The following is a 22,363-nucleotide window of genomic DNA, read 5'->3' as shown; positions in this document are numbered from 1 at the left end:
AACACCTTTCATGACCGATGCCATCCGTTACGAAACCGGCCAGGACCGGATCGTCGTCCTGACCCTGGACATGCCGGGCCAGAGCGCCAACACCATGAATGCGCGTTACCGCGAGGCCATGGCCGCTTGCGTCGCCCGTTTGAAGGCTGAAAAGGACTCGATTGCCGGTGTGATCATCACCTCGGCCAAGCACACGTTTTTTGCCGGTGGTGACCTCAACGAGCTGGTCAAGGTCGGCAAGCCCGAGGCCAAGGCTTTTTATGACAGGGTCCTGCTGCTCAAGGCGCAACTGCGTGCCTTGGAAACCCTGGGCAAGCCCGTGGTGGCGGCCATCAATGGCGCAGCCCTTGGCGGGGGTTGGGAGATCTGCCTGGCCTGCCATCATCGTGTGGCGCTGGACCTGCCATCAGTGCAGCTCGGCTTGCCGGAAGTTACCCTCGGCCTGTTGCCGGGCGGCGGCGGGGTGGTGCGGATGGTGCGCCTGCTCGGCTTGGAAAAGGCCTTGCCCTACCTGCTCGAGGGCAAGAAGGTCAATGCGCAACAAGCACTGCAGGCGGGTTTGATCGATGAGCTGGCGAAGGATCGTGACGAACTGCTGGCCAAGGCCCGGGCCTGGATTCTCGCCAACCCCAGCGTCGTGCAACCCTGGGACGCAAAGGGCTATCGACTGCCGGGCGGCACGCCGTCCGACCCGAAGGTCGCGCAAATGTTGGCAATCGCCCCCTCGATCCTGCGCAACAAGACCCAGGGCTGCTTGCCGGCACCGGAGAAGATCCTCTGCGCGGCCGTAGAGGGCGCCCAGGTGGATTTCGACACTGCCCACCTGATCGAAACCCGCTACTTCACCGAACTGACCACCGGCCAGGTGGCGAAGAACCTGATCGGCACCTTCTGGTTCCAGCTCAACGAGATCAAGGCTGGCGGCTCTCGCCCACAAGGTTTGGCGCCGTATCTGACGAAAAAAGTCGGCGTGCTCGGTGCGGGCATGATGGGGGCTGGTATTGCTTACGCTGGCGCCGTGGCCGGCATTGCGGTGGTGCTGAAGGATGTCGATCTGGCGGCAGCCGAGAAGGGCAAGGCCCGTTCCGCGGCGTTGCTAGATAAAAAGGTCGCCCGCGGACAACTCACTGCCGAGCAGCGCGAAGCCACACTGGCGCGGATTCACCCCACCGACAGCAACGCGGACCTGGCCGGTTGCGACCTGATCATCGAAGCGGTATTTGAAGATCGAGCCCTGAAAGCCAGCGTGTCGGCCGCCGCCCAGGCAGTGACGGGAGAGGATGCGGTGATCGCCTCCAACACCTCGACTTTACCTATCACCGGCCTGGCCATGGCCGTGCCGGACCCGACGAAGTTCATTGGCCTGCACTTCTTCAGCCCGGTGGAAAAAATGCCCCTGGTGGAGATCATCAGGGGCGCGCGTACCAGTGACACGACCCTGGCCCGGGGTTTCGATTTTGTCCTGCAGATCAACAAGACGCCGATTGTGGTCAACGACAGTCGCGGTTTCTTCACGTCGCGGGTATTCGGCACCTTTACCAGTGAAGGCATCGCCATGCTCGGCGAGGGCGTGAGCGCGCCGATGATCGAGACCGAAGCGCGCAAGGCCGGGATGCCGGTCGGGCCTTTGGCGATCTCTGACGAAGTTTCCCTCGGCCTGATGAGCCATATCCGCACGCAAACCGCCAAGGACCTGCGTGCAGAAGGGAAAACGCCGACTGAGCACCCTGCGTTCGCCGTGATTGATTTGCTGCTCAACGAATACAAGCGTCCGGGCAAGGCCGCTGGCGCCGGCTTCTACGAATACCCGGCCAATGGACAAAAGTATCTTTGGCCACAGCTAAAGAGCCGCTTCGAGAAAGTCGATGGGCAGATTTCCCCGCAGGATATCCGGGATCGCCTGCTGTTCATCCAGGCCCTGGAAACCGTGCGCTGCGTGGAGGAGGGCGTACTGACCTCGACGGCCGACGCCAACGTCGGCTCGATCCTTGGCATCGGCTTTGCGGCCTGGACCGGTGGTGTGCTGCAATTCATCAACCAATACGGCCTGCAGGACTTTATCGGTCGTGCCCAGTACCTGGCCGAGCAATACGGCGAACGCTTCTCACCGCCGGCCTTGTTGTTGGAGAAAGCCGCCCGGCACGAACTGTTCTGACAAACCAGGGAAGGGGCTTGCCTTGGGACCGTGTTTCAGGGCAGGCTCTGGGTGTGCAATATTCCCATCACGTGTCAGGTATTTTTTATGTCGCTACGCATCTGCATTCTGGAAACCGATATCCTGCGTCCGGAACTGGTCGACCAATATCAGGGTTACGGGCAGATGTTCCAGCGCCTTTTTTCACAGCAGCCCATCGCGGCCGAATTCATCGTGTACAACGTGATGGAGGGGCATTACCCCAGCGATGACGAGGCGTTCGACGCTTACTTGGTAACCGGCAGCAAAGCGGACTCCTTTGGCACCGACCCTTGGATTCAAACCCTCAAGACCTACCTGCTGGAGCGCTACCAGCGCGGCGACAAATTGCTCGGTGTGTGCTTCGGTCATCAACTGTTGGCGTTGTTGCTGGGCGGTAAGACCGAACGCGCTACCCAAGGCTGGGGCGTTGGCACCCATCGCTACAAACTCGCCGCCAAGGCGCCGTGGATGAGCCCGGTGATGGAAGAACTGACCTTGCTGATCAGCCATCAGGACCAGGTCACCGAACTGCCCGAAAGCGCGACCGTCATCGCCTCCAGCGATTTCTGCCCGTTCGCCGCCTACCACATCAACGACCAGGTGCTGTGCTTCCAGGGCCACCCGGAGTTTATCCACGATTACTCCCGGGCCTTGCTGGAGATTCGCCAGCAACACCTCGGCGAGCAAATCTACAGCCAGGGCGTGGCAAGCCTGGCCCATGAGCACCACGGCACCACAGTGGCGGAGTGGATGATGCGTTTTGTGGCGCACAAGCCGCAGGTTGAAACCAGCCAAGCCTAAAGGTCACACCCGGTCTAATGTGGGAGCGAGCTTGCTCGCGATGGACGCCACACAAATCCCACTGAATGATGTTTGCCTACAACCACCCCGACCGCTTGAAACTCGCCCACAAAGCGGTGCACCCCACTCCGATGAATCCAAGCACCAGAAAATACCCATAGTGCCAGGCCAACTCCGGCATATTTTCGAAGTTCATCCCATAGATCCCGGCCACGGCTGTGGGAAACGCCAGGATTGCCGCCCAAGCGGCGAACTTGCGTTGCACCACGCTCTGGCGCGACGCTTCGAGCAGCACGCCGACTTCGATAGTCTGGCTGGCGATGTCGGCCAGAGTCGCCAGGTCTTCCATTTGCCGCGTTACATGAATCTGCACATCGCGAAAGTACGGGCCCATGTTCTTGTCGATGAAGGGGAAGTCGAGTCGCTGCAGCTCTTCGCTGATTTCCACCATGGGTGCTGCATAGCGACGCAGGCGCAACACGTCGCGGCGCAAGCTGTGCAGGTTCTGGATATCCCGCTCGTTCAGGGAGCTGCACAACACGTTACGTTCCAGCTCGTCGATTTCGGCGTGAATGGCTTCACCTACCGGCTGGTAGTTTTCAATCACGAAATCAAGGATGGCGTAGAGGACGAAATCTTCCCCATGCTTCAGCAAGAGGGGACGTGCCTCACAACGCTGTCGGACGTGGGCGTAGGACGCTGAATGGCCGTTGCGAGCGGTGATGACGTAGCCCTTGCCGGCAAAGATATGGGTCTCGATGAACTCCAGCTTGCCGTCCTTGCGTATCGGCGAATACGTGACGATGAACAGCGCATCACCAAAGGTCTCCAGCTTGGGGCGGCTGTGTTTCTCCATGGCGTCTTCGATCGCCAGTTCGTGCAGGTTGAATTGACGCTGCAGGTTGGTCAGCTCCAGCGTGCTGGGCTCTTCGAGACCGATCCATACAAAGTGACCCGGTTTGGCAGCCCAGGCGCTGCCTTCGTCGAGGGTGATATTGGTGACTTTCTTACCGGCGCTGTAAACCGCAGCGGCAACGACTCTACCCATAATGGTGGTTCACTTCTTATTGGAAAATGGCAGTGGCAGGCAGCGTTCAGCTTAACGCGCCCTGTTGCTTGAGAGTCAGTGAAATCTGCGGAGTTCGGCGGTAAAAGAAAACCCGCCGTAGGGCGGGTTTTCCATTCACGCGGCTTGCAACTGCCGGTCCATGGTCGCGATGCATTCGCGCATCTGCTCGCGGCATTCGGCGATGAGCCGGGGCATGTCATCCATGCTCAGTCCGGCCGTAGGAATTGCCGGCAACGAGCGTATGAGAATGTCGCCACTGCGCCAGCGATTGAGGCGCATGTGCTTGATGTAGCTGCTGACGCACACCGGAATAATCGGGACCCCGGCGGCGATGGCCATCTGGAATGCGCCTTTCTTGAAGGGCAGCAGGTCCTCGCCCAGGTTGCGCGTGCCTTCCGGGAAGACCCAGATCGAGGTGTCCTCATGCTGCAACGTATGAGTGGTGGTCAGCATCGATTGTCGCGCCTTGATCGCGTTGCCGCGGTCGATCAACACATTGCCCGCCAGCCAGAACAACTGCCCGAACAGCGGCACCCATTTCAGGCTCTTCTTGCCAATGCACACGGTACGGCGCGGCACCACGTTGCCGAACATGAATAGGTCATAGTTGGATTGGTGATTGGCGATGATCACGCAGCCGTTGGGCTTATTCACCAGCGTGTCGACCTGCGTCCGGACCCGCAGGCGCAAAATGCACATGGCCGGCAACGCGTAGAGCCTGGCGCACAAACGACTGTTGTCCGGATTGAAGGGGCGGCACAGGCCCAGAATCACCCCAAGCACACCCGCCAGGACAAAGTGCAGGCCCATCAACAACATACGCAATACAAACAGCATCTACAGGGCCCCGTCGGGACAAAAGGTGGCGCAGTGTACGGACGTGCACTGTTTTCAGCAATTGCCCCTATAGAGGTAGAAAATGGACGATGTTTAAGCACATGTTTCTAAATAGTGCGCCAGAAGCGTCCTAGAGCGGTTGCGGATTTTTAAACGGCCCATGTAGGAAAAAGCCCAGCACCAAGGAAAGGCTCATCTGTGGCGAGGGAGCTTGCTCCCGCTGGGCTGCGCAGCAGCCCCAAAACCATTCAACACGGAGCATCAGAAAAACGGCTGGCAGTGTTTACGACTGCTGCGCAGCCGAGCGGGAGCAAGCTCCCTCGCCACAATGATGTTTGGGTGATTTGTGAGCGTCAGCCCATATGCTCCTGATCCAGCAGAATCGCACTGTCCAGCGTTTCCAGCAGCGCCTTGCGAACTTTCAGCTTGGTGTTCTTGTGGGCCGACATGTTGATTTTTTTCAGCTGACGCGCTGCTTCCAGGGCAGCGCCCTGCAGTTCGTCGGCCGACACCACCTTGTCGAGGAAACCGGCATCCACGGCGCCCTGGGGATTGAACATCTCGGCATTGATCACCGAACGGTGGAACGCCGACTTGCGCAGGCGATCACGGGCCAGCTCAATACCGGCATGGTGCATGGTCATGCCAATCTGCACTTCGTTCAGGCCAATGCTGAACGGGCCTTCGACACCAATGCGGTAATCCGCCGACAACAGCAGGAACGCACCCTTGGCTACCGCATGCCCAGGGCACGCGACAACGACAGGGAAGGGGTGCGACAGCAGGCGACGGGCCAGTGTCGAGCCAGCCGTGACCAGGCTTACCGCTTCCTTGGGACCGGCAGTCATCACCTTCAAATCGTAACCACCCGACAAAATCCCCGGCTGCCCGGTAATGATCACCACCGCCCGATCCGCCGTCGCCTGGTCCAGCGCTGCGTTGAACGCGGCAATCACATCCGGCGAGATGGCATTGACCTTGCCGTTGTTCAAGGTCAGGGTCGCGATACCGTCTTCGAGATGGTAGGCAATCAAGTCGCTCATGACGCTATTCCTTGTAAGAGAAGTGTCGCAGACGTTACCCACCGCCGCAGGCCAGGTAAAGCGCCGTGACTGACTCACCGGTCAGCCCCAAGCTCGACAAACAGCCTGGCCCGCCCATCCCGCCACGCCTTCATCTATAGAGCAGTACCCACGCAACCCCGAAGATTGGCCGGTTTGCCCTGCCCAAGCGCGTTTGAATGCCCGACGAAGCTTAACCGCATGAAAATTCTGAAAAAAACCTTTGCCATCGGAAAAGCTTTCGACTACATTAGCGCGCCTCGACAGACTGAACAGTTTGGCGAGATACGGTGAAGTGTCCGAGTGGCTTAAGGAGCACGCCTGGAAAGTGTGTATACAGGAAACTGTATCGAGAGTTCGAATCTCTCCTTCACCGCCAAATTCGATATACAAAAAAACCCTGAGGCGTGAGGCTCAGGGTTTTTTTTGTTGCTTGGGATTTGTGCTGGAGGGACCCGCGCGACAGAGGGCTCTCCAAAGGGAGGGTCGTTGAAGCGGGGACCGACGGCGGATCTGCGTCAACCAGCTCGGATACATTCCGTCAAACGATGTTGTCGGGCTGATTACCCTCTCTTCATGTGCCCGGATCTACCTGCATGCGAATACGACTTTTATGGTTGAGGGGGAAACCAAGTGGAAATGAAATTTTCGGCTTGTCTCTCGGGTCTGTGGGGGCTGCACTGTTAGGGGCGGATTGGGCAGGGGCATTAATCATGTTGTTTAATTGATAAAGACTGGCTTGGGCTAAGTTTTTATAAACCTCACCGCAGGCACTATTTAGTTCGGGCGGACGTCGGTTAGGGGGGAGGTTAGCGTAGGAATTCAGACATATATAAAATAAATCATTTGTCCAAGTCGTCATCTCAGTTATCCGCTCAACAGCCCCTGCTATCGCAATTACGCTATTTTTCGTGTCAGGTGTCTGAATAATGGTATTTGAAGAGCCTGTGCTAGTTGTTTGAACCATTTTTTCCTGTGTTTGCTTTAGTTGTTCTTCCATTGCTTTGATATTGCTTTGCATAGTTTTGGCTTCGTCGCTGTCTGCTTTCATAGCGGCTAGCTTAGTCTTAGCTTCCTTTATAATTGATGCTTGTTCCATAAGGTAATGGCTGTCTGCGGTCGAGCTGCTGCTGTTCAGCACCACATTAGGACCTCTCACCGCGCCAGTTAACTGTTCTATGGCTAGAATCGCGACAGTGTTGCGTTGGTTTCGAGTGAGATACATTTGATACATTTCGTTCGAGATTGCCCCATTTGCATAAGCTTGACAGATGGAAAAGAGCTGGTCGCGCAGCAGTTGAATGGATTGAGTTCGCAATCCTATATTCGCCCCTGACTCTTGATAGGCGGCAGAAATATTAGCGATATCCGCTTTCGAGGCGCTCCCCGAGGCCGCTATCGTTTTTAATGCATCAGGACTAGGTTCAGGACAGATGATGCGTACTTTCTGAAGGCGACCATCGAGCAATAATTCTTTTTCTATGCCCGTAACGATGCGCTCTTCTGCTTCAAGGCTTCGGGTTGAAAGGCGAGCGGTGGTACAACCAGCCAAGAAAAAACAGAGACAAATGAAAAAGGCAGTTTTCATTAAGTTTCCCTCTATTGAGCGCTTCATGCCATTTACCTGAAGCGGAGTTTAGTGCCTGATTTAAAAAGTTCATTTTTGTTCTATTTTTTCTGATGAACGGTATTTTTGACGAGCTATTCACTGTTGGACGGGTAACAAGGCAACGGCACAATGCTTGATCTGCTGGCGTCTGAGAATCGTAATTGATCGCTGTCGAAGTGGGTTCGGTTTCTGGCGTCAGAACAGCAAGGTAGATTTGAGGGGCGGGCCGTAAGGGCAATTAGCACTCGGTTGGCGGCTGCGATGTTCCGGATTTGTATATTGCTTGGGATGTACTACATTTTTATTTTAATCTTGAGCTTGCCCCATGTTCCGCTCATTCGCGTCCTTCTATCCCAGGAGGCGGTTGTCTTGATCTTCCTTGAGTTTATGATGACATGAAAGCTTATTTGATTGTTTTGGATAGCAACCAGAATGTGATGATTGGAAGGGGAGGGGCGTGCAATGGAGGCCAACGTCAAGGTTGGCACTTGCCTGGAGGAACCCTCAACGTAGGTGAGAATGCCCGTGATGCTGCCTTGCGCGAATGCGCGGAAGAAACCGGATATCCCATTAAAACTCTTCCCAAAGCCCATGTGAATCAACCCGTGCAGCTTGCATCCTATTACGATCAGCATAACCCCCTCCATAATCGGACTTTCTTCACTTTGATGCTTACTCAGCACCACACGGCCATAGATGCAAATTATGGTCAGAGAGCGAGGCTTATGAGATCGATAAAACGACCGGCTAATCCGTTGGACGAGCCGTTTGATGAAGTGATTTGGGTAAGTGCGACTGATATTAATGCGCATCACAATACTGAAATGACAGCAGGACAAAACACCAACTGGTTTTTTGATCCCTTGGATTTATATTTCAATGATCCTTTTGGAATAGAGAATTAGCGTTGGCCGGGGACGTCACACAAACGCACTGTCGAACATAGTAATTTTCGAACTCAATGCTTTCGATGTATTGAAGCCTCGCCACATGCATCCGATATATTGAGCAGCATCGGGCAACCTCGCAGCAGTATCAGGCAAAAGCTTCCGGGCACATGCCGTTAAGGTTCTCCTTAAAGAACCTTTGATCGACGGCACTGCTGAGAGAAAACATCATGACCCCATGGATAAGTTTTGCTTGGCGCCTCCAGGCGCTTGCGCTGTTTCTAGTGTTTTCAACGAACAACGTCTGGGCTTCGGAAAACACCCAACACGCCAATACGGAGCTGGTCCGTCAGGCCTTCGCAAACTGGAAACAAGGCAAAGGCGGCGTTTTTGATTTGCTGGCACCCGACGCCACATGGACCGTGGCCGGTTCAAGTCCTGTTTCCGGGGTGTACAACAGCAAGGCGGCTTTTCTTGAGCAAGCCGTACGACTGGTCAGCTCCCGGCTGGCGACACCTATTATTCCCGCCGTCCAAAGCATCGTTGCCGAAAATGATGTAGTGGTCGTCCTGTGGAATGGCGAAGCCACCGCCCTTGATCGCAAGCCTTATAAAAATACTTATCTCTGGCACATGACCTTCAAGAGTGGCCAGATCACTCAGGTAACAGCCTTTCTGGACACCTACGTGCTGAACGATCTTATGCGTCGCGTACAACCTGTGCAGTAATCAGTAAGCGCTATGTATCCGACATTCCAGGCACATCCATGTTGATCTTGCGCCAGGCCGCTTCGGAAAAGCTGTAGGCCGAAAACGCGATCAGCCCCAACGCCATCACCATTAAAACCACGCCACCGGCCGGCAGGTTTTGCAGTGCATCGAGGGCGTCTTTCATGCCGGGTGGATCCATGGCTTTATAAGTCGAGCCACTGATGATCAGCAGCAGGGCTATTTCAATGAAGACGATGCCTCTGGCGATCAGACCGATCCGCGACATCGGGCGCACATACTGCATGACGTCTTCGTCAGCTTCAAAGTATTTCTCGAACGAGGCTTTCCAACCCTTGATGATGTGAGCGATGCCCACGCCAAGCGGTATCAGCGCGATGACGTAAACCAACACATTTGAATGATCCCAGGACAATAGGCGCGCAAGTAAATCCTGAGTCTGCTCCCCTCCGGAATCGCCTGAGCCTTTAAGACTGCTGAGTAGCAAGCCCAATGCAAAAAACGCCAGTGCGCCGTTGACCAAGCCGCCTGCCAGCAAACCTGCCCGAATGACCAAGCCTTTAAGCTCTTTACCGTGATGGTCTACATCGCGCGTTGCTTGCAGCACGCGCCATCCGGCGAAGGCGAGCAGTCCCATCACCACCAGGCCGACTAAAGCATGGCCGAAGGGCTGGCTTAACAATGCTTCCAGGCTGCTGTGGCTATCTTTCGATTTGCTTGAGTCTTGAGCCGCCAGCAAAGCGAAGATGCCAATGATCAGATAAATAACGCCCCGAGCGGCATAGCCGCCTCGTGCCAGTAAAACGAGGCTTTGGTGTGGGGACATAGGAGCAGATTCCGAAGAGGTCATACAGGAGCAGACCCATGGTATTGCGAGGGGTTCGATTGGTGTCCGCGTGTCCACGGTTGTGATTTTTTGTGAAGCCGTTCGTTTTCGCATAGCGCTAATCAAGGGCTAAGCTTGATCCCGAACAAAAACTGCATATAAGCAGTCTTTGAAGAGCCGAAATTCCACTCATCCTGAGGTCGCACAAATGAGTCTGATCGATTGTCCTGAATGCGCATCCCGAATTTCCGACAAGGCCTACGCCTGTCCACATTGCGGCAATCCGTTCCGGGAGCCGAGTTTCCGTCTGACCGAGAAGAACGTGGGGCAGATTGCCGGGGTGACCGGCGTCTGGCTCACCGCGCCGTGGGTTGCGCGGATGGTCTTTGGCGTGGTGGCCGTGATTGCGGTGGCGGCGGTGTTGATCTTACGGTGATCGGTCTCCGTGATCGTCGGCTTATGTCCTGGCTCATCTGGCCCAATGCTTCCGGCCAAGTCGCCGGCTCGCCACAGCATGAGTCCCGCCATCGCCAATAAAATGGAGTTGTGAAAAAACACAACCAGAGTACCATCGGCTCAAAGACAAGGAAGCCCATGGATATACTCACGCCATCACGTTTTGACGACGCTGCGATTTTGTACCCCAACGACAAGGCCGGGCTTGATCGATGCCTGCGCATTCTGAGGATGGCGCGTCCCAAGGCGTTCGCCGACCTGCAAAAGCTATTCGGTACGCACGGTGTCGACTTGTTCAAGCCCAGAGCGGCGATGAATTGGGTGGTGATCGACGTAGGCGGCAATAATCTCAGGGTGATAGGCGGCGTCAACTATGCCCGGCAGAAGTTCTACGTCAAACACATCTACACGCATGCCGATTACGACGTTGCCAACAGCTGGTATGCAAGAAACAAAGGGGTAAGACGATGAGCGCAGCCCGGAACGACTTTCAAACCGTGATCGCGACGCTTGGCGAGCTACACGCCGTACTGGATCGCCTGCGCGGTGAGTTTGTGCATGGCATCAAGACCCCTGCCGACTATGCGCGTGCGACGGACCTGCTCGATGCGCTTACCGACGGGCGCGAGCTGAGCAGGACCGAGGAGAGGATTCTCGTTGAACTCGAGGACGAAATCCTGGCCTATCAGCGCGACTCCGACCAGTTTAGCGAATCGAATGCTGCCTTTGAGGCGAGCTGCACACCTGTGCAGTTGATCAAGGACTTGATGGAGACGCTCGGGCTCACCGGTTCAGACCTCCCTGAAATCGGTGATAAAACGGCGGTGTCCAAGGTGCTCAATGGAGATCGGCCTATCAGTCACAAGATGGCGTACGCGCTGGCAGAGCGGTTTGCGCTGGAGCCGAGCGCTTTCTTGCCAGCGGCCTCTGCAAAGGTGGCCGCTCATATCGAAACTGTCCCTCTTCCTGTCAGTAAAACTTCCACCCATTACGTTTTGCACGAGGACTCCCTGACCGCATATTCAGTGGAAGAGGCCGGTGCCGGTGAATACAAAGTGGTGACTTCGAAGGGTCGCAGAAAGACAGCCAAAGGGCTGGACAAGGGGTAGGGCAATCATCTGCTGATCAAGGGGCAGCGTTGGTTGTCGATCCACGCGAGTTGAGGATGATCCGCACCCCCATGACCACCCCAACCAGCACAGCCGCAAGACCTGACATCTCCAGGAGTGTCGGCAGCCGATGATGAAACCACAAGCCCAGTAGCGTTGCGAACAGCGACTCCAAGGCGATCAGCTGCCCGGAAAGCACCATGGGCAAACGCCGGGACGCGGCGTTCCAGGCCCAGGCCCCGACAACGGATGACATCAGCGCAATCACGAACCCCCAGAGATATAAAGGCCCTGCGACGGAAACAGCAAAACCCAGGCTCGGCAGTTTGAGCAGGTCGAGTGCTTGTACTGCCGGTAACAAACACAAAGTGCCGATGCCGGCGCCAGTCATCATCAGGCCAGTCCAGGCGCCGGACGCCTGGGGTGGCAGTGTTAGCAGGGCGCGCTGGTTCACCCAACTGAATGCGAGCCACAAGATCACGGCACCGATTGAAAACAACAAGCCCATCAGCCAGGAACCGTCGCTTGCAACGGGTTGATGGACCGCGCCGAGATTCGACAGCAGAAGCCCAACCGTCAAGAACATCAGTGGGATCGTCAGTTTGCGTCACTGGAGGATTTTGGTCGTGGCGTTGCCCAGCAATGCCAGCAAGACCGGCACCATGCCAATAAAGGCCGGTGTCAGCACCGGCCCGCCGAAGATGATGCCGGCGGCGATGCAGGCGCTATAGCCGAGGTAGCCAATCACGCCCAGGCCTGCGGCCAGCAGCACCTGATTGCGACGCAGCCGCCGAAGCTCGGCCCGATAGAGCAGCACGACAGCCAGGCCCAGGGCACCGGCGATCAGGAACCGTACGATCATCAAGTCATAGATCGTGTAGGCGCCGGTGACGTAGGGCGCAATGAAGTTCAACGCCCAGCTCAGCGTCGCGACCACCGCGAGGGCCAATCCGATGAAGAGGCTTGAGTGGGCCTGGATCATCAGGCGTGCGCCCCGGTACGTCGGCTATTGCAGCCAATCCCTGAACCCTCTATAAAATCTCGCGCTGACATCGCGTTCCTCTTGACCGTCGTTGGCCCTGGATATCTGACCCGCATGGAGCATCATCGTGAGCCAATCGCCACACCCCCTCATTTCCCAGACTGATATTTGCCCGGGCACTACCTACCGCGTCCTGCGACATGCCTTGAACTTCACCTTATTGACGCTGCTCACCGGCTGCGGAGCGCTGTCGGATGTCCGCTCTTTCTCCACCCCTTATTCAACGCCTGACGGTGGCGAGACCGCACGCTTGCGGGTGATCAGCGATGGCATGGTCAGGGCCGTACCCAAGTCCGATTGTGTGGATTTCCGCCTGCCGGGCGCGGGCGTCATGGTGGCGTTCCGGGATGGCTACGCCAATCGCAACGGCGAACGACTGGGCATGCCAGACGACGACAAACATTCATCTTCCACGGTAATGACTGAGCTGCTGGTGCCTGCCGGACAGCCCATCGCTTTTCATTACATCGGTGCTCAATGCTACAACATGTTCCGCTTTGTCCCTAAAGCAGGGGCGGATTACCAACTGGAGGCCGCGGGGCGCTTCAAGTGCACGGTCACCCTCAAGCAACTGTCCGTGAAAACGGCCGAGCTTCCCCCTTTATCCTTGGAGGACAGCAAGCTGTGCAGGATCACGGATAACTTGTAGCGTGAAAACTTTTCAAGGACGCCATAACGTTTGAAAAGGAATCTTCATCATGGACCCCATCCCCACCTTCCAAACCCGCCGCCTAATCCTCACGCCCCTTGAACTGGCGGATGCACCGGCGATTCAACGATTATTCCCACACTGGGAAGTGGTTCGTTACCTGGACAGCCGCGTGCCCTGGCCGTACCCGGATGACGGCGCGCTGACCTACGTGCGCGACCATGCGCTCCCCGCTGTCGCCGCCGGGCGCGAGTGGCACTGGATGATCGGTATTGCCGAGGACTCGGCACAGAGCATCGGCAGCATCAGCCTCTACGATCAGCCAGGCAACAACCGCGGTTTCTGGCTGGCACCGCAGTGGCAGGGGAAAGGCTATATGCGCGAGGCGTGCGAGGCGATCAATGCCTATTGGTTTGAAACCCTGGAACGCCCCGTCATGCAGGTGCCCAAGGCCGTGGGCAACCTGGCTTCGCGCAGGGTGTCGGAGCGCGAAGGCATGCGCATGATCGGGACGCAGCAGGGGGAATTTGTCTGTGGGCCGTTGCTTAAAGACGTCTGGGAAATGACGCGTGAGGCGTGGCTTAAAGCGAAAGCTACATCGAGCACCTGATTCCCACGCCGGCCAGAGCCACCCATCGAGACAGTTACTGACTCGCCAACGGACGCCACGGGGTGGTCTGCAGATAAGGCCACTGTTTAAACAGTAGACCCCGCGTTGTTTCCACGCCCTGCAAGGTTTCGGTGCAATTGACCATCGCGGTAAAGCTGCGCTCGGTCAGCATGAAACTCTCCGACCCCAGCGCCTGGCACTGTTCGCTGGTACCGATTGGCTGGCAGAACATCGGTTGCATTTTTACGTCGTAGCCTTGGGACCGAGTGAATGCCTGGAACTCCGGCATGGCGAGGCGAGCCGGTGTGCCGCTCAGTGCCGGGCCTTGCCAGACGGCGGTGATGAGGCCCCTTGATGGATAGTCGCTCAGCCCCTGGACTTGCCTGGCCTCGAACAGGGCAAAACAGAACGAAGTATTGGCCGCGCTATTGCTTGCTGGCGATGTCACGGGAGCGGCCAGGGGGCGCGTCGGCGCGGCGGCTGCCGCAGGTGCAAGCGCTACCAAGGGTGCCAAGCCCGATGAGTCGCCCATTTCCACCAACGCGTCGATGGGGGCCCGGTTGCGCCACACCTTCAACGGCGCCGCGAAGCCAGGTCGAATACGACTGGCGACAGCGGTCAGCTCGGCCGGGCTGTTGACCGGGGTCCCGGCAATTTGCAAAACGATATCGCCGGCCAACATGCCCGCTTTTTCCGCGCCACTTCCTGGCATTGGCCTCACGACCAATACGCCGCTGGTAGCGGCTAAGCCAAATTGCTGAGCCACCGCCGGTGTAACGCTGGTGATGTGCAGGCCCAAGCCCCCAGACTGATTAGGTTCCGATGCGGGCATTGCCGCGGACATCCCGGGCGTCGGTGACACCGCAGCGGCAACTGGTGCTGGAGCGCTACCGGCTGAACAATCGCGTTGTCTGGCGACTTGTTGGATCACCAGGTTAACGGGATCGTCCGCCATGCTCGGATGCGTTTCCCAGCCCCGCTTGGTCGCCAGGAACGTTTCACAATCCATGGCGTAGTAGGTCGCCGGATCCTTGACCTTGCGCAGGTATTCCGCCGTTTCGGCTCGCTCGGCAGAGCTGTACATCGGGTTGACGCAAGACGCCAGGAGAGGGGAGAGCACCAGTATTGCGGCAAGGCATTTTGTCGACATGGGCTTCTCTGAGGTCGTGGCGTTCAGGCAGGTCCAGGCAAGGTACTATTTGGCCATCATCCTGTCCAACCTCAACCAGGCACTTCGCTGTCGTGGTGATTGAGACGGATGGCATCCGGCCAAATGTGCATTCGATATACAACTGAAAGGCACTTTGCCATGATGCGGCACGATCCACTGGAATCAATCACTGAGAAGCGAAATGTCCGCATCTGCCTTCCAATCAAGCACCAGGCTTGCCGTTGCACTTTCGCTCACTGCCTTGGCTGGCTGTGCCTCTGATGGCGGTCTCGGTGAGGCGGCGGTAGTCGGTGCGATGCTGCTGCCCATGGGAGGCGTCGACACCAGCATGATGACCAGTGCAGCAGGCCTTGCGGCCGGCGCCTACGTGGTCTCATCGGTCGCCAGTGCGGACTCTGCCAGCGTCTCCCCCGCAACCTCCACCGTTGCCGCCCCCCTAGGCTTGCCACCCATTGACCTGCAGCAGTTGGTGACCCGGGAAACGCCTGACGGGTATCGCTCCAAATCCTGTGAATACATCGAAATGTCCCTCAGCGAGGTGCCGATGTACCAAGCGAGCGTGGAGCCCATCCTGAAGCAGGTCGCCACGGCTCGAAAAGAAGCGGCCAGCCAGGTCTGGCTTGAAAAAGGCTGCCAGCCGGCCAATTTACCTCGCGGCAGGATCGGCGCCAGCATCGAGACCATCGATCCGAAGCGGGCGATGGCGCTGTCAGCGCCCCCCGCCGGGGTTGTGGTGCAGGGGACTGTTCCGGGCAGCGGTGCGCAACAGGCCGGGATCTTGCCTCAAGACGTGATCGTGGCCGTGGATAACGGGCTTATCGCCGATTCAATCGATTTCAGGGTGGCCGTTGCCAAAGCGCCAATCGGCTCGCGGGTGAACCTGAAGGTCTGGCGAAACAACGCGTTTAGCATCGTTCCGGTTCTGGTGGGGCCTGGTGGGACGCAAGTCGCGATGACGCCTACGGTGATGGCCAACGGTGCCACGGCTGTGGTCCCGGCTGCAGCCATGTATTGCACCGCCGTACTGTCCACTCAGCATACGTACGGCGCTGCGGTCAGCCCGGTCAAATTGATCGCCGGTGCCGCGAGCGACATGCAACCCTCGCTCAAAAGCTACATCGCCAAGGTGAAGCAGGAACAGCCCGGCGTTTGGGGTGATTTCAAACTCAACAGCGCCGTTTGCACACCGGGCGCCGTGGTGTGCATGGCCGAAGCCAAGGGGCCGACCGGCAAGACCCAGAACGCCTTCGAGTTCTGCCACGCGACGCAATCCAAGGCGGATGCCGAACTGGCCCAGATGCGCCAGGGGGATCCGAAAGCGGTGCTTGTTGATTGGCCGTGAGCTGTGATTGTCCGCTGCGGTGCATGACTTGAGGAACTGGCTAATCATGAGTACCTGTCAGCGACGATTGGTGTCCAAGTCCGTTGACGACGATGTACAACAGTGGACCGACTGATACGAAGATGGCCGTGATCAGGAAGTAAGGCAGCAGCGATATGAGCGACCGGCCTTTCGAGCGTGCGTCCCGGTACATCCAGACGCACGCCATGCAAGCGAGCAGATAAAGGTCGATGACAACCTGCGCGGTGTCTGGGCGCGACATGAGCCCGAGGCCGAATGCCAGGAGCGATTGCTCGGCGAGAAACAAAGTACTCGCCGTGTACACGGAAAAAAGCAGCAATGTCACCAGTGCGATGTAAGGTTTCTTCAAGTTGCCTCCCTGGACAAGTTCGTTGATCAGGGAGGTAGGCTAGTGATTAGACCTTCATGGTTTCAATGACCTCTGAGGTCATCGACGCCGTTCACCCGCAATGCCAGAGTCAACGGATGACCAGTCGACCTTTCTCTCGAACAACGCCGCCAACCTCGGCCGGTGCCCAACTGCGTCACTTGCGCCAACAGGCCGGACTCAGTCAGTTGGACTGCGCGCTGATAACAGGGCTATCTCAGCGTCACCTTAGTTGCATCGAGACGGGACGCGCGAAGCCAAGTCCCGGCACCCTGCACAACTTATTGACTGCCCTGGATGTACCTTTGGAACGATGCAATGACATCTTCCTCGCCAGCGGCTACGCCCCTCGCTACGAAACGACGCCGCTCACATCATCGACAATGGAGGTGGTGCGTGCTGCCATTGATCACATCCTTCACGCCAATAACCCCGCCCCAGCAATTGTCTTGGATGCTCAATGGGACATCCTTGCCGCCAACGCCAGCGCGGGAGTCTTGTTCGATCTGGTGGGTCTTGCCAGAGAGGCGGCAGAGGGACTTAACCTGTTGGTGACACTGCTGCAACCCGGTGGCTTGGGTGATCATCTGAGTAACGCCGAGGAAATAAGATTAGTGGCTTGGCAACGCGCATCCAGGGAAGCCTTGAGTCATCCGGCGCTGGCTGAGATCCTGAAGAGCCTGCCGGCCCCACACAGCGCTGCGCTGGCTAACGAACTGCCTCCGCTGCTGCTGACGCGAGTCGACTCTTCCCAGGGTGAGCTTAAGTTCATGTCGACGTTCACCACCTTCGGTATGCCACTCGACATCACGATGAGCTCATTGCGTATCGAGCATCTGATTCCTGCCGACACTGGAACCTGGGAGGTCATGACGACGGCATATAAGAAGACGCAACACTCACCCTGATCACGGATGAATACATGCAACTGTCACTCAATCGAATCATGTTGTATGTCCGGAACGCTCAGGCAACCTGCATTTTTTATTACGGTAATTCCATTTCCGGCAGAGCGTTTTCATGTCACTGAGCTTTCATAAGATGCATGCCAATGGCGATGACTTCGTTATTGTCGATTCGCGAAACTCGGCCAATCCGATGACAGGTGCCATGGCTCGGCGAATGGGGGATCGGAACCGGGGCGTTGGCTTCAACCAGCTCGCGGTGTTGCTCGATTGCGACGATGCCGATGCGCGGGTGATGTTCTGGAACGCAGATGGCTCCCCGCTGGATGTTTGCGGCAGCGCGACGCGAGGAGCGGCGGATCTGCTGATGCGCGAAGCAAATGCTACTTCGCTGGTGATGCGCACTAACCGTGGTCTGCTGACTTGCGAGCGTACTCCAACCGGCGACATTTCCGTCGCCATGGGCGTGCCGCTTTTCGGCTGGTCGGACATTCCTTTAGCGCAAGAACTGGACACCGCCGCCTTGCCACTGGCCGGCAGTCCTGCCGCGTGCAGCATGGGTAATCCGCACTGCACTTATTTTGTCGATGATCTGGCCAGTGTTGATATCGCGACGATCGGTCCGGCCATCGAAACCAACGCGCTGTTCCCTCTCAAGACCAACGTTCATTTCGTCCAGATCATTGATCGCAACCATATACGGCTGCGGATCTGGGAACGTGGGGCGGGTATTGCGCTAGGTTCGGGATCCTGCTCGTGCGCTGCGGTTGTTAACGGCATTCGTCGTGGTTTGTTGGACAGCACCGTCGAGGTTGAATGTGATGGCGGAAGCGTGACGGTTCAGTGGGATGGCGTGGGTGCGGTCGTTCTTGTCGGGCCGGTGGAGGCAAGTTTTTCGGGGACGATGAGTCAAGGTTGAGTGGGTGGTGTTTAAACCCTGATACTGATATTCGCAGGACGTTGTGCATCATTAAATCAAAAGGAAGTTTTATTCATGTCGGAGCAACGCATTAGGCCCCTCGCTCTTTGTATCTTTCATCATCACGGAAAAATACTGGTCAACCGGTTTTACGATGCCAATAAAAAACAGATGTTTTTTCGTCCCGTTGGCGGTGGTATTGAGTTCGGCGAAAGAAGCTATGAGGCCATCGTCCGAGAAGTGCAAGAGGAGCTGGGTGCCTCGATCAGCGACCTTCGATTGATTGGCACCTTGGAAAGCATTTTCACCTACGCCGGCAAGCCTGGGCACGAGATCGTCCAAGTCTACGATGCAAGGTTTGACGACGCCGATCTCTACAAACAACCCTGGCTGGAAGGCTTTGAAAGCGACGGTGCATCGTTCAAGGCCACGTGGTGCTCCAGTGACAGCTTCACGGCTCTGTCACCGCTGGTGCCTGAAGGACTTTACGATTTGCTCAAGTCGGCTTCGCTCCTGGAATAAGTAGAATCAGCGAAAGGCATCCACAATCCTGAGCCACGGCCAGCGAGCCTGATAACTCTTCGCCTTCTCATCGAACAAATCCGGCTGCGGATTATTTGGATTGATACGCAGAAAGCCTTGCTCGATATCGTCCAGGCCAAAGGGCGCATAGACCTCACCGGTTTCAACATCCAGCCCAATGCACGTGCCCGCAATCAAGTAACGATCAATGCCATCCTTGGCCGACTGAAGCTGAGGATAAGGCTTGCCAAACCGCTGACCGTACCAGAGGTGGACGCGAGCCTGATTCTTGACCTCGATGTTGACGTCGAGGTCCTGGAAGAGTCGCTGGGCGGCGTTGATCACTTCGTTCTCGGCTTCCCAAGACAGGTCCGGGTCAAAGTAAAAAACATCGTAATCCTTAACGCCCCAAGAGGACTGTTGCTTCGATTGATGATTCCAGACGGCTTGGAACAGGCAGCCTGCCGTGAGCATGCATTGATTTAAACCGAGTGCAGGCAAGCGCGAAGTGATTTGTCCGTTGATTGGATTGGTCATTGCTATTTCGACCAAGCGTTCGACCGTCAATGTCATATTCATCCTCTTGGAATCGATCCTGGCGCCCGGCAGATGTCTGAGCAAAATCAGGTGATCTAAGATACCAAACGCATCAATCTCAAGGAGGCCCAATGACATTGCAAAGCAGGCCAGTGACGGCCGATGACATCAAGACCATCTGCAGCTTTGTGCTGGACGCTCGGGAACTGTTTTATATGTTTCCGAAGGCTCGATACCCACTGACTGAAGCTCAATTGTCTGGCGCTATCGCTCAACGATTCGATTCGACGGTCATCGAAGCAGAGAACCGTGTCGTTGGCTTTGCTAATTTCTATAGGGCTGAAACCGGTGGAGTTTGCTGTATCGGTAATGTCATTGTCGCCCAAGAGGCTCGAGGCAAAGGTGTTGCAACCTTTCTTGTGGAAACGATGACTGCCTTGGCGTTCGACTGCTACGACGCCACTGAGGTGCAGATATCGTGCTTCAACGAAAACACGGCCGGCTTGCTGCTTTATCCAAAGCTGGGTTTTTTGCCCTTTGCTGTTGAAGAGCGAGTTTCTCCAGATCATCGTAGGACCGCACTCATCCACATGCGTCGCGGTAGAGTGGGTCAAGCATGATTTCTTTCCCTGACGCGTCCTAGTGCATTTTGCTCTGAGCAGCCAACTCCGGAAAAAGGTTGAAAACTCAAGCTCGCCCAACGCGACTGATTTACAATACCGCTCCTTCGGCAGAGGCTGGCGTTCGTGGATGCGTTTTCCCTTGTGTATCACCACCTGAGCGCATGGGTAATCGCACCCATCACCCAGCAATTCCTCAGCATTTTCAACCTGAACGGCCGGTTCGGAGTGCTGTTTCTATGTGCCTCCTACGGCGTCGCCTATAGCCTGTTCCGTTACAGGAAGCGCCGTCGCCTGACCGAGGCTCGTTCGTTCTGGCAATTCATCGGTGGTGGCCGGGTGAATCTGCATCGCTCGGCGCTGCTGGACTATCGCTATTACTTCGTCCAGGCGGTTCTCAAGGTTGCCTTGGTGCTGCCCATTGTCCATCTGGTCGATCCGTATATCCTGCGCTCTGGAGATTATTCGGTTTTTTTCAATAATCTGTGGGGCGCGCGTCCGCGCCTGGGGGAGAACCTTTCGCTGGCATTGCTCTATGGGCTGGGGGTGTTCCTGGTGAAGGATTTCGTCCATTACTGGGCGCACCGGGCGTTTCACTCGCGCTGGCTCTGGGCGTTTCACAAGGTGCATCATTCGGCACCCGTGCTGGTACCGGCCACGGCGAGCCGGGTGCATTTTGTCGAGAAGATCGTCGAGAAGCTTGGCGTCACTGCCTGCCTGGGCCTCTTCGCGGGTGCTTTCTGGTACGCCTGTGGTGGTGAGATCAGCCGTTACACGTTGTTCGGCGTGACGTACCTGGTGTTTATTTTCAATAGCCTGGCGGCGAATCTGCGTCATACCCATGTCTGGCTGTCCTTCGGCCCGACGCTGGAACATGTGCTAAACAGCCCGGCCCAACACCAGATCCACCACAGCGATGCCCCGCGTCATTTCAACCGCAATTTTGGCGTCAACCTGTCGCTGTGGGATTGGATGTTCGGCACGCTCTATGTCACCAGCACTCGGCCCGAGCCCTTGCGTTTCGGCACTGGGGAACAGGACCGGCAGCGCTACCTGACGCTGTATAGCCTAATTGTCACGCCCTTCGTCGAGACTGCTCGCAAATGCCTGCCAGCGTTTTCATATCAACGCCCACACGCCACAATGCCCCCGACGCCTGCCTTCGGATCAGCGAGTGTTGATACCGATGAAGCCGAGCGAAAACCCAGCAAGGAACGCCCATGAATTTCTTCAAGAAGCTCTTCGGTTCATCGAGTACCCCTGAAACCCATGGCGACCAGCCCGCGCCGCAATCCCCTGAACTTGTCGACCTGACTGAGGCTGAAGCCGCCAATCTGGCCGTCCGGGAAGCCGGCGCAGCGTGTCTGGATCGTCATTGGAGTGCTGTCGGCACGGTCGAGCGGGATGTCCTTGCCTACCTGATCAGCCCGACCTTTTCCGGCGGCCCGTACTGGCCTTCGACTCGCCAGGCCTATCGCGTGGTTCGCCGTGGCGAGACGATCATCCTCGCCACCGAAGGCCTGTCCGATCCATTCGATGATACGGAAGGCATGGGCAACGGTTTCGAAATGGAGTTGTTCGTCGAAACCGCGGACATCCCCGAACACGCCCGTGGCCCCGTGGGCGAGGTCGATCCTTTCAAGGGCAGTTGGGCATTCGAACTGGTGGAACACGTCGCCAAGACGGTGGCCGACGCGGGCGGCATCACCCACCAACTCGACCAGTATGGGGCGCTGTCCCTTGAACTTCCCGGGCTCAGCCAATCGCACCACATGAGCGACCAATTGCCCAAACACTTCGTGACCGATGACGACTCCACCGGCGTCCTGCTCGGTGCCCCGGCGCCGGATTTCCCGACCCTACTGGAGGATATGCCATTGTCCCCGGTCAGATTGGTGCCGGTGGTATTGATCACCGCGGCGGAGCTTGAGTACGTGCGTTCGGGTGGGCGAGCGGCACGGGAGGATCTGGTGAGTCGTTTGCAGGCGGCGGGCGTTGGGCATTTGAGCAGTCTGCATCGGGCAAGCGTGGTGTGATGACAGAGGGAATCGGCCAAAGGCCAACCATGGCGAACGCTCACTTCATTTTCAATATTCATC

The 22,363-nt window shown here is 57.0% G+C and carries 24 protein-coding genes, 1 tRNA gene and 1 pseudogene; 17 read left to right on the top strand and 9 right to left on the bottom strand.

Annotated features, from left to right (window positions below):
• The first annotated feature begins 10 nt into the window (after nt 1-10).
• Entirely contained in the window at nt 11-2,155 is a 2,145-nt protein-coding gene (locus tag ACIPQ1_RS20385; protein ID WP_446534705.1) for a 3-hydroxyacyl-CoA dehydrogenase NAD-binding domain-containing protein, read from the top strand.
• An 87-nt stretch (nt 2,156-2,242) separates the two neighbouring features.
• Nucleotides 2,243-2,977, top strand: coding sequence for an amidotransferase (locus ACIPQ1_RS20380; protein ID WP_186707230.1), 735 nt, complete (start codon nt 2,243-2,245; stop codon nt 2,975-2,977).
• Nucleotides 2,978-3,053: 76 nt separating this feature from the next.
• Here the strand turns inward: ACIPQ1_RS20380 and ACIPQ1_RS20375 are convergent, their stop codons facing one another.
• The 3 genes from ACIPQ1_RS20375 to ACIPQ1_RS20365 all read right to left on the bottom strand — a co-directional run bounded on the left by ACIPQ1_RS20375 (nt 3,054) and on the right by ACIPQ1_RS20365 (nt 5,926).
• Nucleotides 3,054-4,025 carry a magnesium and cobalt transport protein CorA gene (locus tag ACIPQ1_RS20375; RefSeq protein ID WP_186707231.1) on the bottom strand — a complete coding sequence of 324 codons (972 nt, stop codon included), beginning with the start codon at nt 4,023-4,025 and terminating at the stop codon, nt 3,054-3,056.
• 135 nt (nt 4,026-4,160) lie between these two features.
• Nucleotides 4,161-4,883 (bottom strand): 1-acylglycerol-3-phosphate O-acyltransferase, encoded by a 723-nt coding sequence (locus ACIPQ1_RS20370; protein ID WP_186707232.1) that lies wholly within the window; start codon nt 4,881-4,883, stop codon nt 4,161-4,163.
• A gap of 353 nt (nt 4,884-5,236) precedes the next feature.
• On the bottom strand, nt 5,237-5,926 hold the full coding sequence (locus ACIPQ1_RS20365) for a crotonase/enoyl-CoA hydratase family protein (RefSeq protein WP_250962581.1): 690 nt from the start codon (nt 5,924-5,926) through the stop codon (nt 5,237-5,239).
• A gap of 307 nt (nt 5,927-6,233) precedes the next feature.
• Here ACIPQ1_RS20365 and ACIPQ1_RS20360 point away from each other — a divergent pair.
• Nucleotides 6,234-6,323, top strand: a tRNA-Ser gene (locus tag ACIPQ1_RS20360).
• A gap of 195 nt (nt 6,324-6,518) precedes the next feature.
• Here ACIPQ1_RS20360 and ACIPQ1_RS20355 read toward each other — a convergent pair.
• A complete protein-coding gene (locus ACIPQ1_RS20355; protein ID WP_446534704.1) occupies nt 6,519-7,532 on the bottom strand; it encodes a hypothetical protein in 1,014 nt (337 codons plus the stop codon).
• Between the two features lie 416 nt (nt 7,533-7,948).
• On the opposite strand from ACIPQ1_RS20355, the gene ACIPQ1_RS20350 reads away from it, so the two are divergent.
• On the top strand, nt 7,949-8,458 hold the full coding sequence (locus ACIPQ1_RS20350; RefSeq protein ID WP_446534703.1) for an NUDIX hydrolase: 510 nt from the start codon (nt 7,949-7,951) through the stop codon (nt 8,456-8,458).
• A 212-nt stretch (nt 8,459-8,670) separates the two neighbouring features.
• Nucleotides 8,671-9,168, top strand: a complete 498-nt coding sequence (locus ACIPQ1_RS20345; protein WP_446534702.1) for a nuclear transport factor 2 family protein — start codon at nt 8,671-8,673, stop codon at nt 9,166-9,168.
• Between the two features lie 10 nt (nt 9,169-9,178).
• On the opposite strand, the gene ACIPQ1_RS20340 is transcribed toward ACIPQ1_RS20345, so the two are convergent.
• Nucleotides 9,179-9,994, bottom strand: coding sequence for a DUF1206 domain-containing protein (locus ACIPQ1_RS20340; RefSeq protein WP_446534701.1), 816 nt, complete (start codon nt 9,992-9,994; stop codon nt 9,179-9,181).
• 208 nt (nt 9,995-10,202) lie between these two features.
• On the opposite strand from ACIPQ1_RS20340, the gene ACIPQ1_RS20335 reads away from it, so the two are divergent.
• The 3 genes from ACIPQ1_RS20335 to ACIPQ1_RS20325 all read left to right on the top strand — a co-directional run bounded on the left by ACIPQ1_RS20335 (nt 10,203) and on the right by ACIPQ1_RS20325 (nt 11,559).
• Complete coding sequence (locus ACIPQ1_RS20335) at nt 10,203-10,430, top strand: zinc ribbon domain-containing protein (protein WP_186707235.1); 228 nt, start codon at nt 10,203-10,205, stop codon at nt 10,428-10,430.
• A 158-nt stretch (nt 10,431-10,588) separates the two neighbouring features.
• Nucleotides 10,589-10,921 carry a type II toxin-antitoxin system HigB family toxin gene (locus tag ACIPQ1_RS20330; RefSeq protein WP_434574816.1) on the top strand — a complete coding sequence of 111 codons (333 nt, stop codon included), beginning with the start codon at nt 10,589-10,591 and terminating at the stop codon, nt 10,919-10,921.
• A complete protein-coding gene (locus tag ACIPQ1_RS20325) occupies nt 10,918-11,559 on the top strand; it encodes a helix-turn-helix domain-containing protein (RefSeq protein ID WP_446534700.1) in 642 nt (213 codons plus the stop codon). Before ACIPQ1_RS20330 ends, ACIPQ1_RS20325 begins: the two co-directional genes overlap by 4 nt.
• Nucleotides 11,560-11,575: 16 nt before the next feature.
• On the opposite strand, the pseudogene ACIPQ1_RS20320 reads toward ACIPQ1_RS20325, so the two are convergent.
• Nucleotides 11,576-12,541, bottom strand: a pseudogene (locus ACIPQ1_RS20320) (DMT family transporter).
• 127 nt (nt 12,542-12,668) lie between these two features.
• Between ACIPQ1_RS20320 and ACIPQ1_RS20315 the strand changes: the two are divergent.
• Nucleotides 12,669-13,250: a hypothetical protein gene (locus ACIPQ1_RS20315; RefSeq protein ID WP_446534699.1), complete on the top strand. Its 582-nt coding sequence runs from the start codon at nt 12,669-12,671 to the stop codon at nt 13,248-13,250.
• A gap of 49 nt (nt 13,251-13,299) precedes the next feature.
• Nucleotides 13,300-13,860 carry a GNAT family N-acetyltransferase gene (locus tag ACIPQ1_RS20310; protein ID WP_411385260.1) on the top strand — a complete coding sequence of 187 codons (561 nt, stop codon included), beginning with the start codon at nt 13,300-13,302 and terminating at the stop codon, nt 13,858-13,860.
• A 34-nt stretch (nt 13,861-13,894) separates the two neighbouring features.
• Here the strand turns inward: ACIPQ1_RS20310 and ACIPQ1_RS20305 are convergent, their stop codons facing one another.
• Nucleotides 13,895-14,944, bottom strand: a complete 1,050-nt coding sequence (locus ACIPQ1_RS20305; RefSeq protein WP_446534698.1) for a S1C family serine protease — start codon at nt 14,942-14,944, stop codon at nt 13,895-13,897.
• A gap of 268 nt (nt 14,945-15,212) precedes the next feature.
• On the opposite strand from ACIPQ1_RS20305, the gene ACIPQ1_RS20300 reads away from it, so the two are divergent.
• Nucleotides 15,213-16,373 (top strand): PDZ domain-containing protein, encoded by a 1,161-nt coding sequence (locus ACIPQ1_RS20300; RefSeq protein WP_446534697.1) that lies wholly within the window; start codon nt 15,213-15,215, stop codon nt 16,371-16,373.
• A 40-nt stretch (nt 16,374-16,413) separates the two neighbouring features.
• Here the strand turns inward: ACIPQ1_RS20300 and ACIPQ1_RS20295 are convergent, their stop codons facing one another.
• Nucleotides 16,414-16,743 (bottom strand): DUF2834 domain-containing protein, encoded by a 330-nt coding sequence (locus tag ACIPQ1_RS20295; RefSeq protein WP_446534696.1) that lies wholly within the window; start codon nt 16,741-16,743, stop codon nt 16,414-16,416.
• Between the two features lie 116 nt (nt 16,744-16,859).
• Here ACIPQ1_RS20295 and ACIPQ1_RS20290 point away from each other — a divergent pair, with 116 nt between their 5' ends.
• From ACIPQ1_RS20290 to ACIPQ1_RS20280, 3 genes are all read left to right on the top strand, one after another.
• Nucleotides 16,860-17,669 carry an MmyB family transcriptional regulator gene (locus ACIPQ1_RS20290; RefSeq protein WP_446534695.1) on the top strand — a complete coding sequence of 270 codons (810 nt, stop codon included), beginning with the start codon at nt 16,860-16,862 and terminating at the stop codon, nt 17,667-17,669.
• A gap of 112 nt (nt 17,670-17,781) precedes the next feature.
• Nucleotides 17,782-18,585 (top strand): diaminopimelate epimerase, encoded by an 804-nt coding sequence (dapF, locus tag ACIPQ1_RS20285; protein ID WP_446534694.1) that lies wholly within the window; start codon nt 17,782-17,784, stop codon nt 18,583-18,585.
• A 75-nt stretch (nt 18,586-18,660) separates the two neighbouring features.
• Nucleotides 18,661-19,107, top strand: a complete 447-nt coding sequence (locus ACIPQ1_RS20280) for an NUDIX hydrolase (RefSeq protein WP_250964964.1) — start codon at nt 18,661-18,663, stop codon at nt 19,105-19,107.
• A gap of 6 nt (nt 19,108-19,113) precedes the next feature.
• Here ACIPQ1_RS20280 and ACIPQ1_RS20275 read toward each other — a convergent pair whose 3' ends face one another.
• Nucleotides 19,114-19,680, bottom strand: coding sequence for a nucleotidyltransferase family protein (locus tag ACIPQ1_RS20275; protein WP_446534693.1), 567 nt, complete (start codon nt 19,678-19,680; stop codon nt 19,114-19,116).
• A 95-nt stretch (nt 19,681-19,775) separates the two neighbouring features.
• On the opposite strand from ACIPQ1_RS20275, the gene ACIPQ1_RS20270 reads away from it, so the two are divergent.
• The 3 genes from ACIPQ1_RS20270 (at nt 19,776) to ACIPQ1_RS20260 (ending at nt 22,300) form a co-directional block, all read left to right on the top strand.
• Nucleotides 19,776-20,264 (top strand): GNAT family N-acetyltransferase, encoded by a 489-nt coding sequence (locus tag ACIPQ1_RS20270; RefSeq protein ID WP_446534692.1) that lies wholly within the window; start codon nt 19,776-19,778, stop codon nt 20,262-20,264.
• Between the two features lie 126 nt (nt 20,265-20,390).
• Complete coding sequence (locus ACIPQ1_RS20265; protein WP_446534691.1) at nt 20,391-21,488, top strand: sterol desaturase family protein; 1,098 nt, start codon at nt 20,391-20,393, stop codon at nt 21,486-21,488.
• A complete protein-coding gene (locus ACIPQ1_RS20260; RefSeq protein WP_446534690.1) occupies nt 21,485-22,300 on the top strand; it encodes a suppressor of fused domain protein in 816 nt (271 codons plus the stop codon). The genes ACIPQ1_RS20265 and ACIPQ1_RS20260 overlap by 4 nt, the downstream gene beginning before the upstream one ends.
• Nucleotides 22,301-22,363 lie beyond the last annotated feature (63 nt).

It is taken from the genome of Pseudomonas sp. LARHCG127, assembly GCF_052871455.1.
This window is presented reverse-complemented; position numbering and strand designations above follow the sequence as displayed.

What these genes read in the sequence shown, in the direction of transcription:
- ACIPQ1_RS20385 (WP_446534705.1), top strand. Translation starts at nt 11, where the DNA reads ATGACCGATGCCATCCGTTACGAAACCGGCCAGGACCGGATCGTCGTC.
- ACIPQ1_RS20380 (WP_186707230.1), top strand. Translation starts at nt 2,243, where the DNA reads ATGTCGCTACGCATCTGCATTCTGGAAACCGATATCCTGCGTCCGGAA.
- ACIPQ1_RS20375 (WP_186707231.1), bottom strand. Translation starts at nt 4,025, where the DNA reads ATGGGTAGAGTCGTTGCCGCTGCGGTTTACAGCGCCGGTAAGAAAGTC.
- ACIPQ1_RS20370 (WP_186707232.1), bottom strand. Translation starts at nt 4,883, where the DNA reads ATGCTGTTTGTATTGCGTATGTTGTTGATGGGCCTGCACTTTGTCCTG.
- ACIPQ1_RS20365 (WP_250962581.1), bottom strand. Translation starts at nt 5,926, where the DNA reads ATGAGCGACTTGATTGCCTACCATCTCGAAGACGGTATCGCGACCCTG.
- ACIPQ1_RS20355 (WP_446534704.1), bottom strand. Translation starts at nt 7,532, where the DNA reads ATGAAAACTGCCTTTTTCATTTGTCTCTGTTTTTTCTTGGCTGGTTGT.
- ACIPQ1_RS20350 (WP_446534703.1), top strand. Translation starts at nt 7,949, where the DNA reads ATGAAAGCTTATTTGATTGTTTTGGATAGCAACCAGAATGTGATGATT.
- ACIPQ1_RS20345 (WP_446534702.1), top strand. Translation starts at nt 8,671, where the DNA reads ATGACCCCATGGATAAGTTTTGCTTGGCGCCTCCAGGCGCTTGCGCTG.
- ACIPQ1_RS20340 (WP_446534701.1), bottom strand. Translation starts at nt 9,994, where the DNA reads ATGTCCCCACACCAAAGCCTCGTTTTACTGGCACGAGGCGGCTATGCC.
- ACIPQ1_RS20335 (WP_186707235.1), top strand. Translation starts at nt 10,203, where the DNA reads ATGAGTCTGATCGATTGTCCTGAATGCGCATCCCGAATTTCCGACAAG.
- ACIPQ1_RS20330 (WP_434574816.1), top strand. Translation starts at nt 10,589, where the DNA reads ATGGATATACTCACGCCATCACGTTTTGACGACGCTGCGATTTTGTAC.
- ACIPQ1_RS20325 (WP_446534700.1), top strand. Translation starts at nt 10,918, where the DNA reads ATGAGCGCAGCCCGGAACGACTTTCAAACCGTGATCGCGACGCTTGGC.
- ACIPQ1_RS20310 (WP_411385260.1), top strand. Translation starts at nt 13,300, where the DNA reads ATGGACCCCATCCCCACCTTCCAAACCCGCCGCCTAATCCTCACGCCC.
- ACIPQ1_RS20305 (WP_446534698.1), bottom strand. Translation starts at nt 14,944, where the DNA reads ATGTACAGCTCTGCCGAGCGAGCCGAAACGGCGGAATACCTGCGCAAG.
- ACIPQ1_RS20300 (WP_446534697.1), top strand. Translation starts at nt 15,213, where the DNA reads ATGTCCGCATCTGCCTTCCAATCAAGCACCAGGCTTGCCGTTGCACTT.
- ACIPQ1_RS20290 (WP_446534695.1), top strand. Translation starts at nt 16,860, where the DNA reads ATGACCAGTCGACCTTTCTCTCGAACAACGCCGCCAACCTCGGCCGGT.
- dapF (WP_446534694.1), top strand. Translation starts at nt 17,782, where the DNA reads ATGTCACTGAGCTTTCATAAGATGCATGCCAATGGCGATGACTTCGTT.
- ACIPQ1_RS20280 (WP_250964964.1), top strand. Translation starts at nt 18,661, where the DNA reads ATGTCGGAGCAACGCATTAGGCCCCTCGCTCTTTGTATCTTTCATCAT.
- ACIPQ1_RS20275 (WP_446534693.1), bottom strand. Translation starts at nt 19,680, where the DNA reads ATGACATTGACGGTCGAACGCTTGGTCGAAATAGCAATGACCAATCCA.
- ACIPQ1_RS20270 (WP_446534692.1), top strand. Translation starts at nt 19,776, where the DNA reads ATGACATTGCAAAGCAGGCCAGTGACGGCCGATGACATCAAGACCATC.
- ACIPQ1_RS20260 (WP_446534690.1), top strand. Translation starts at nt 21,485, where the DNA reads ATGAATTTCTTCAAGAAGCTCTTCGGTTCATCGAGTACCCCTGAAACC.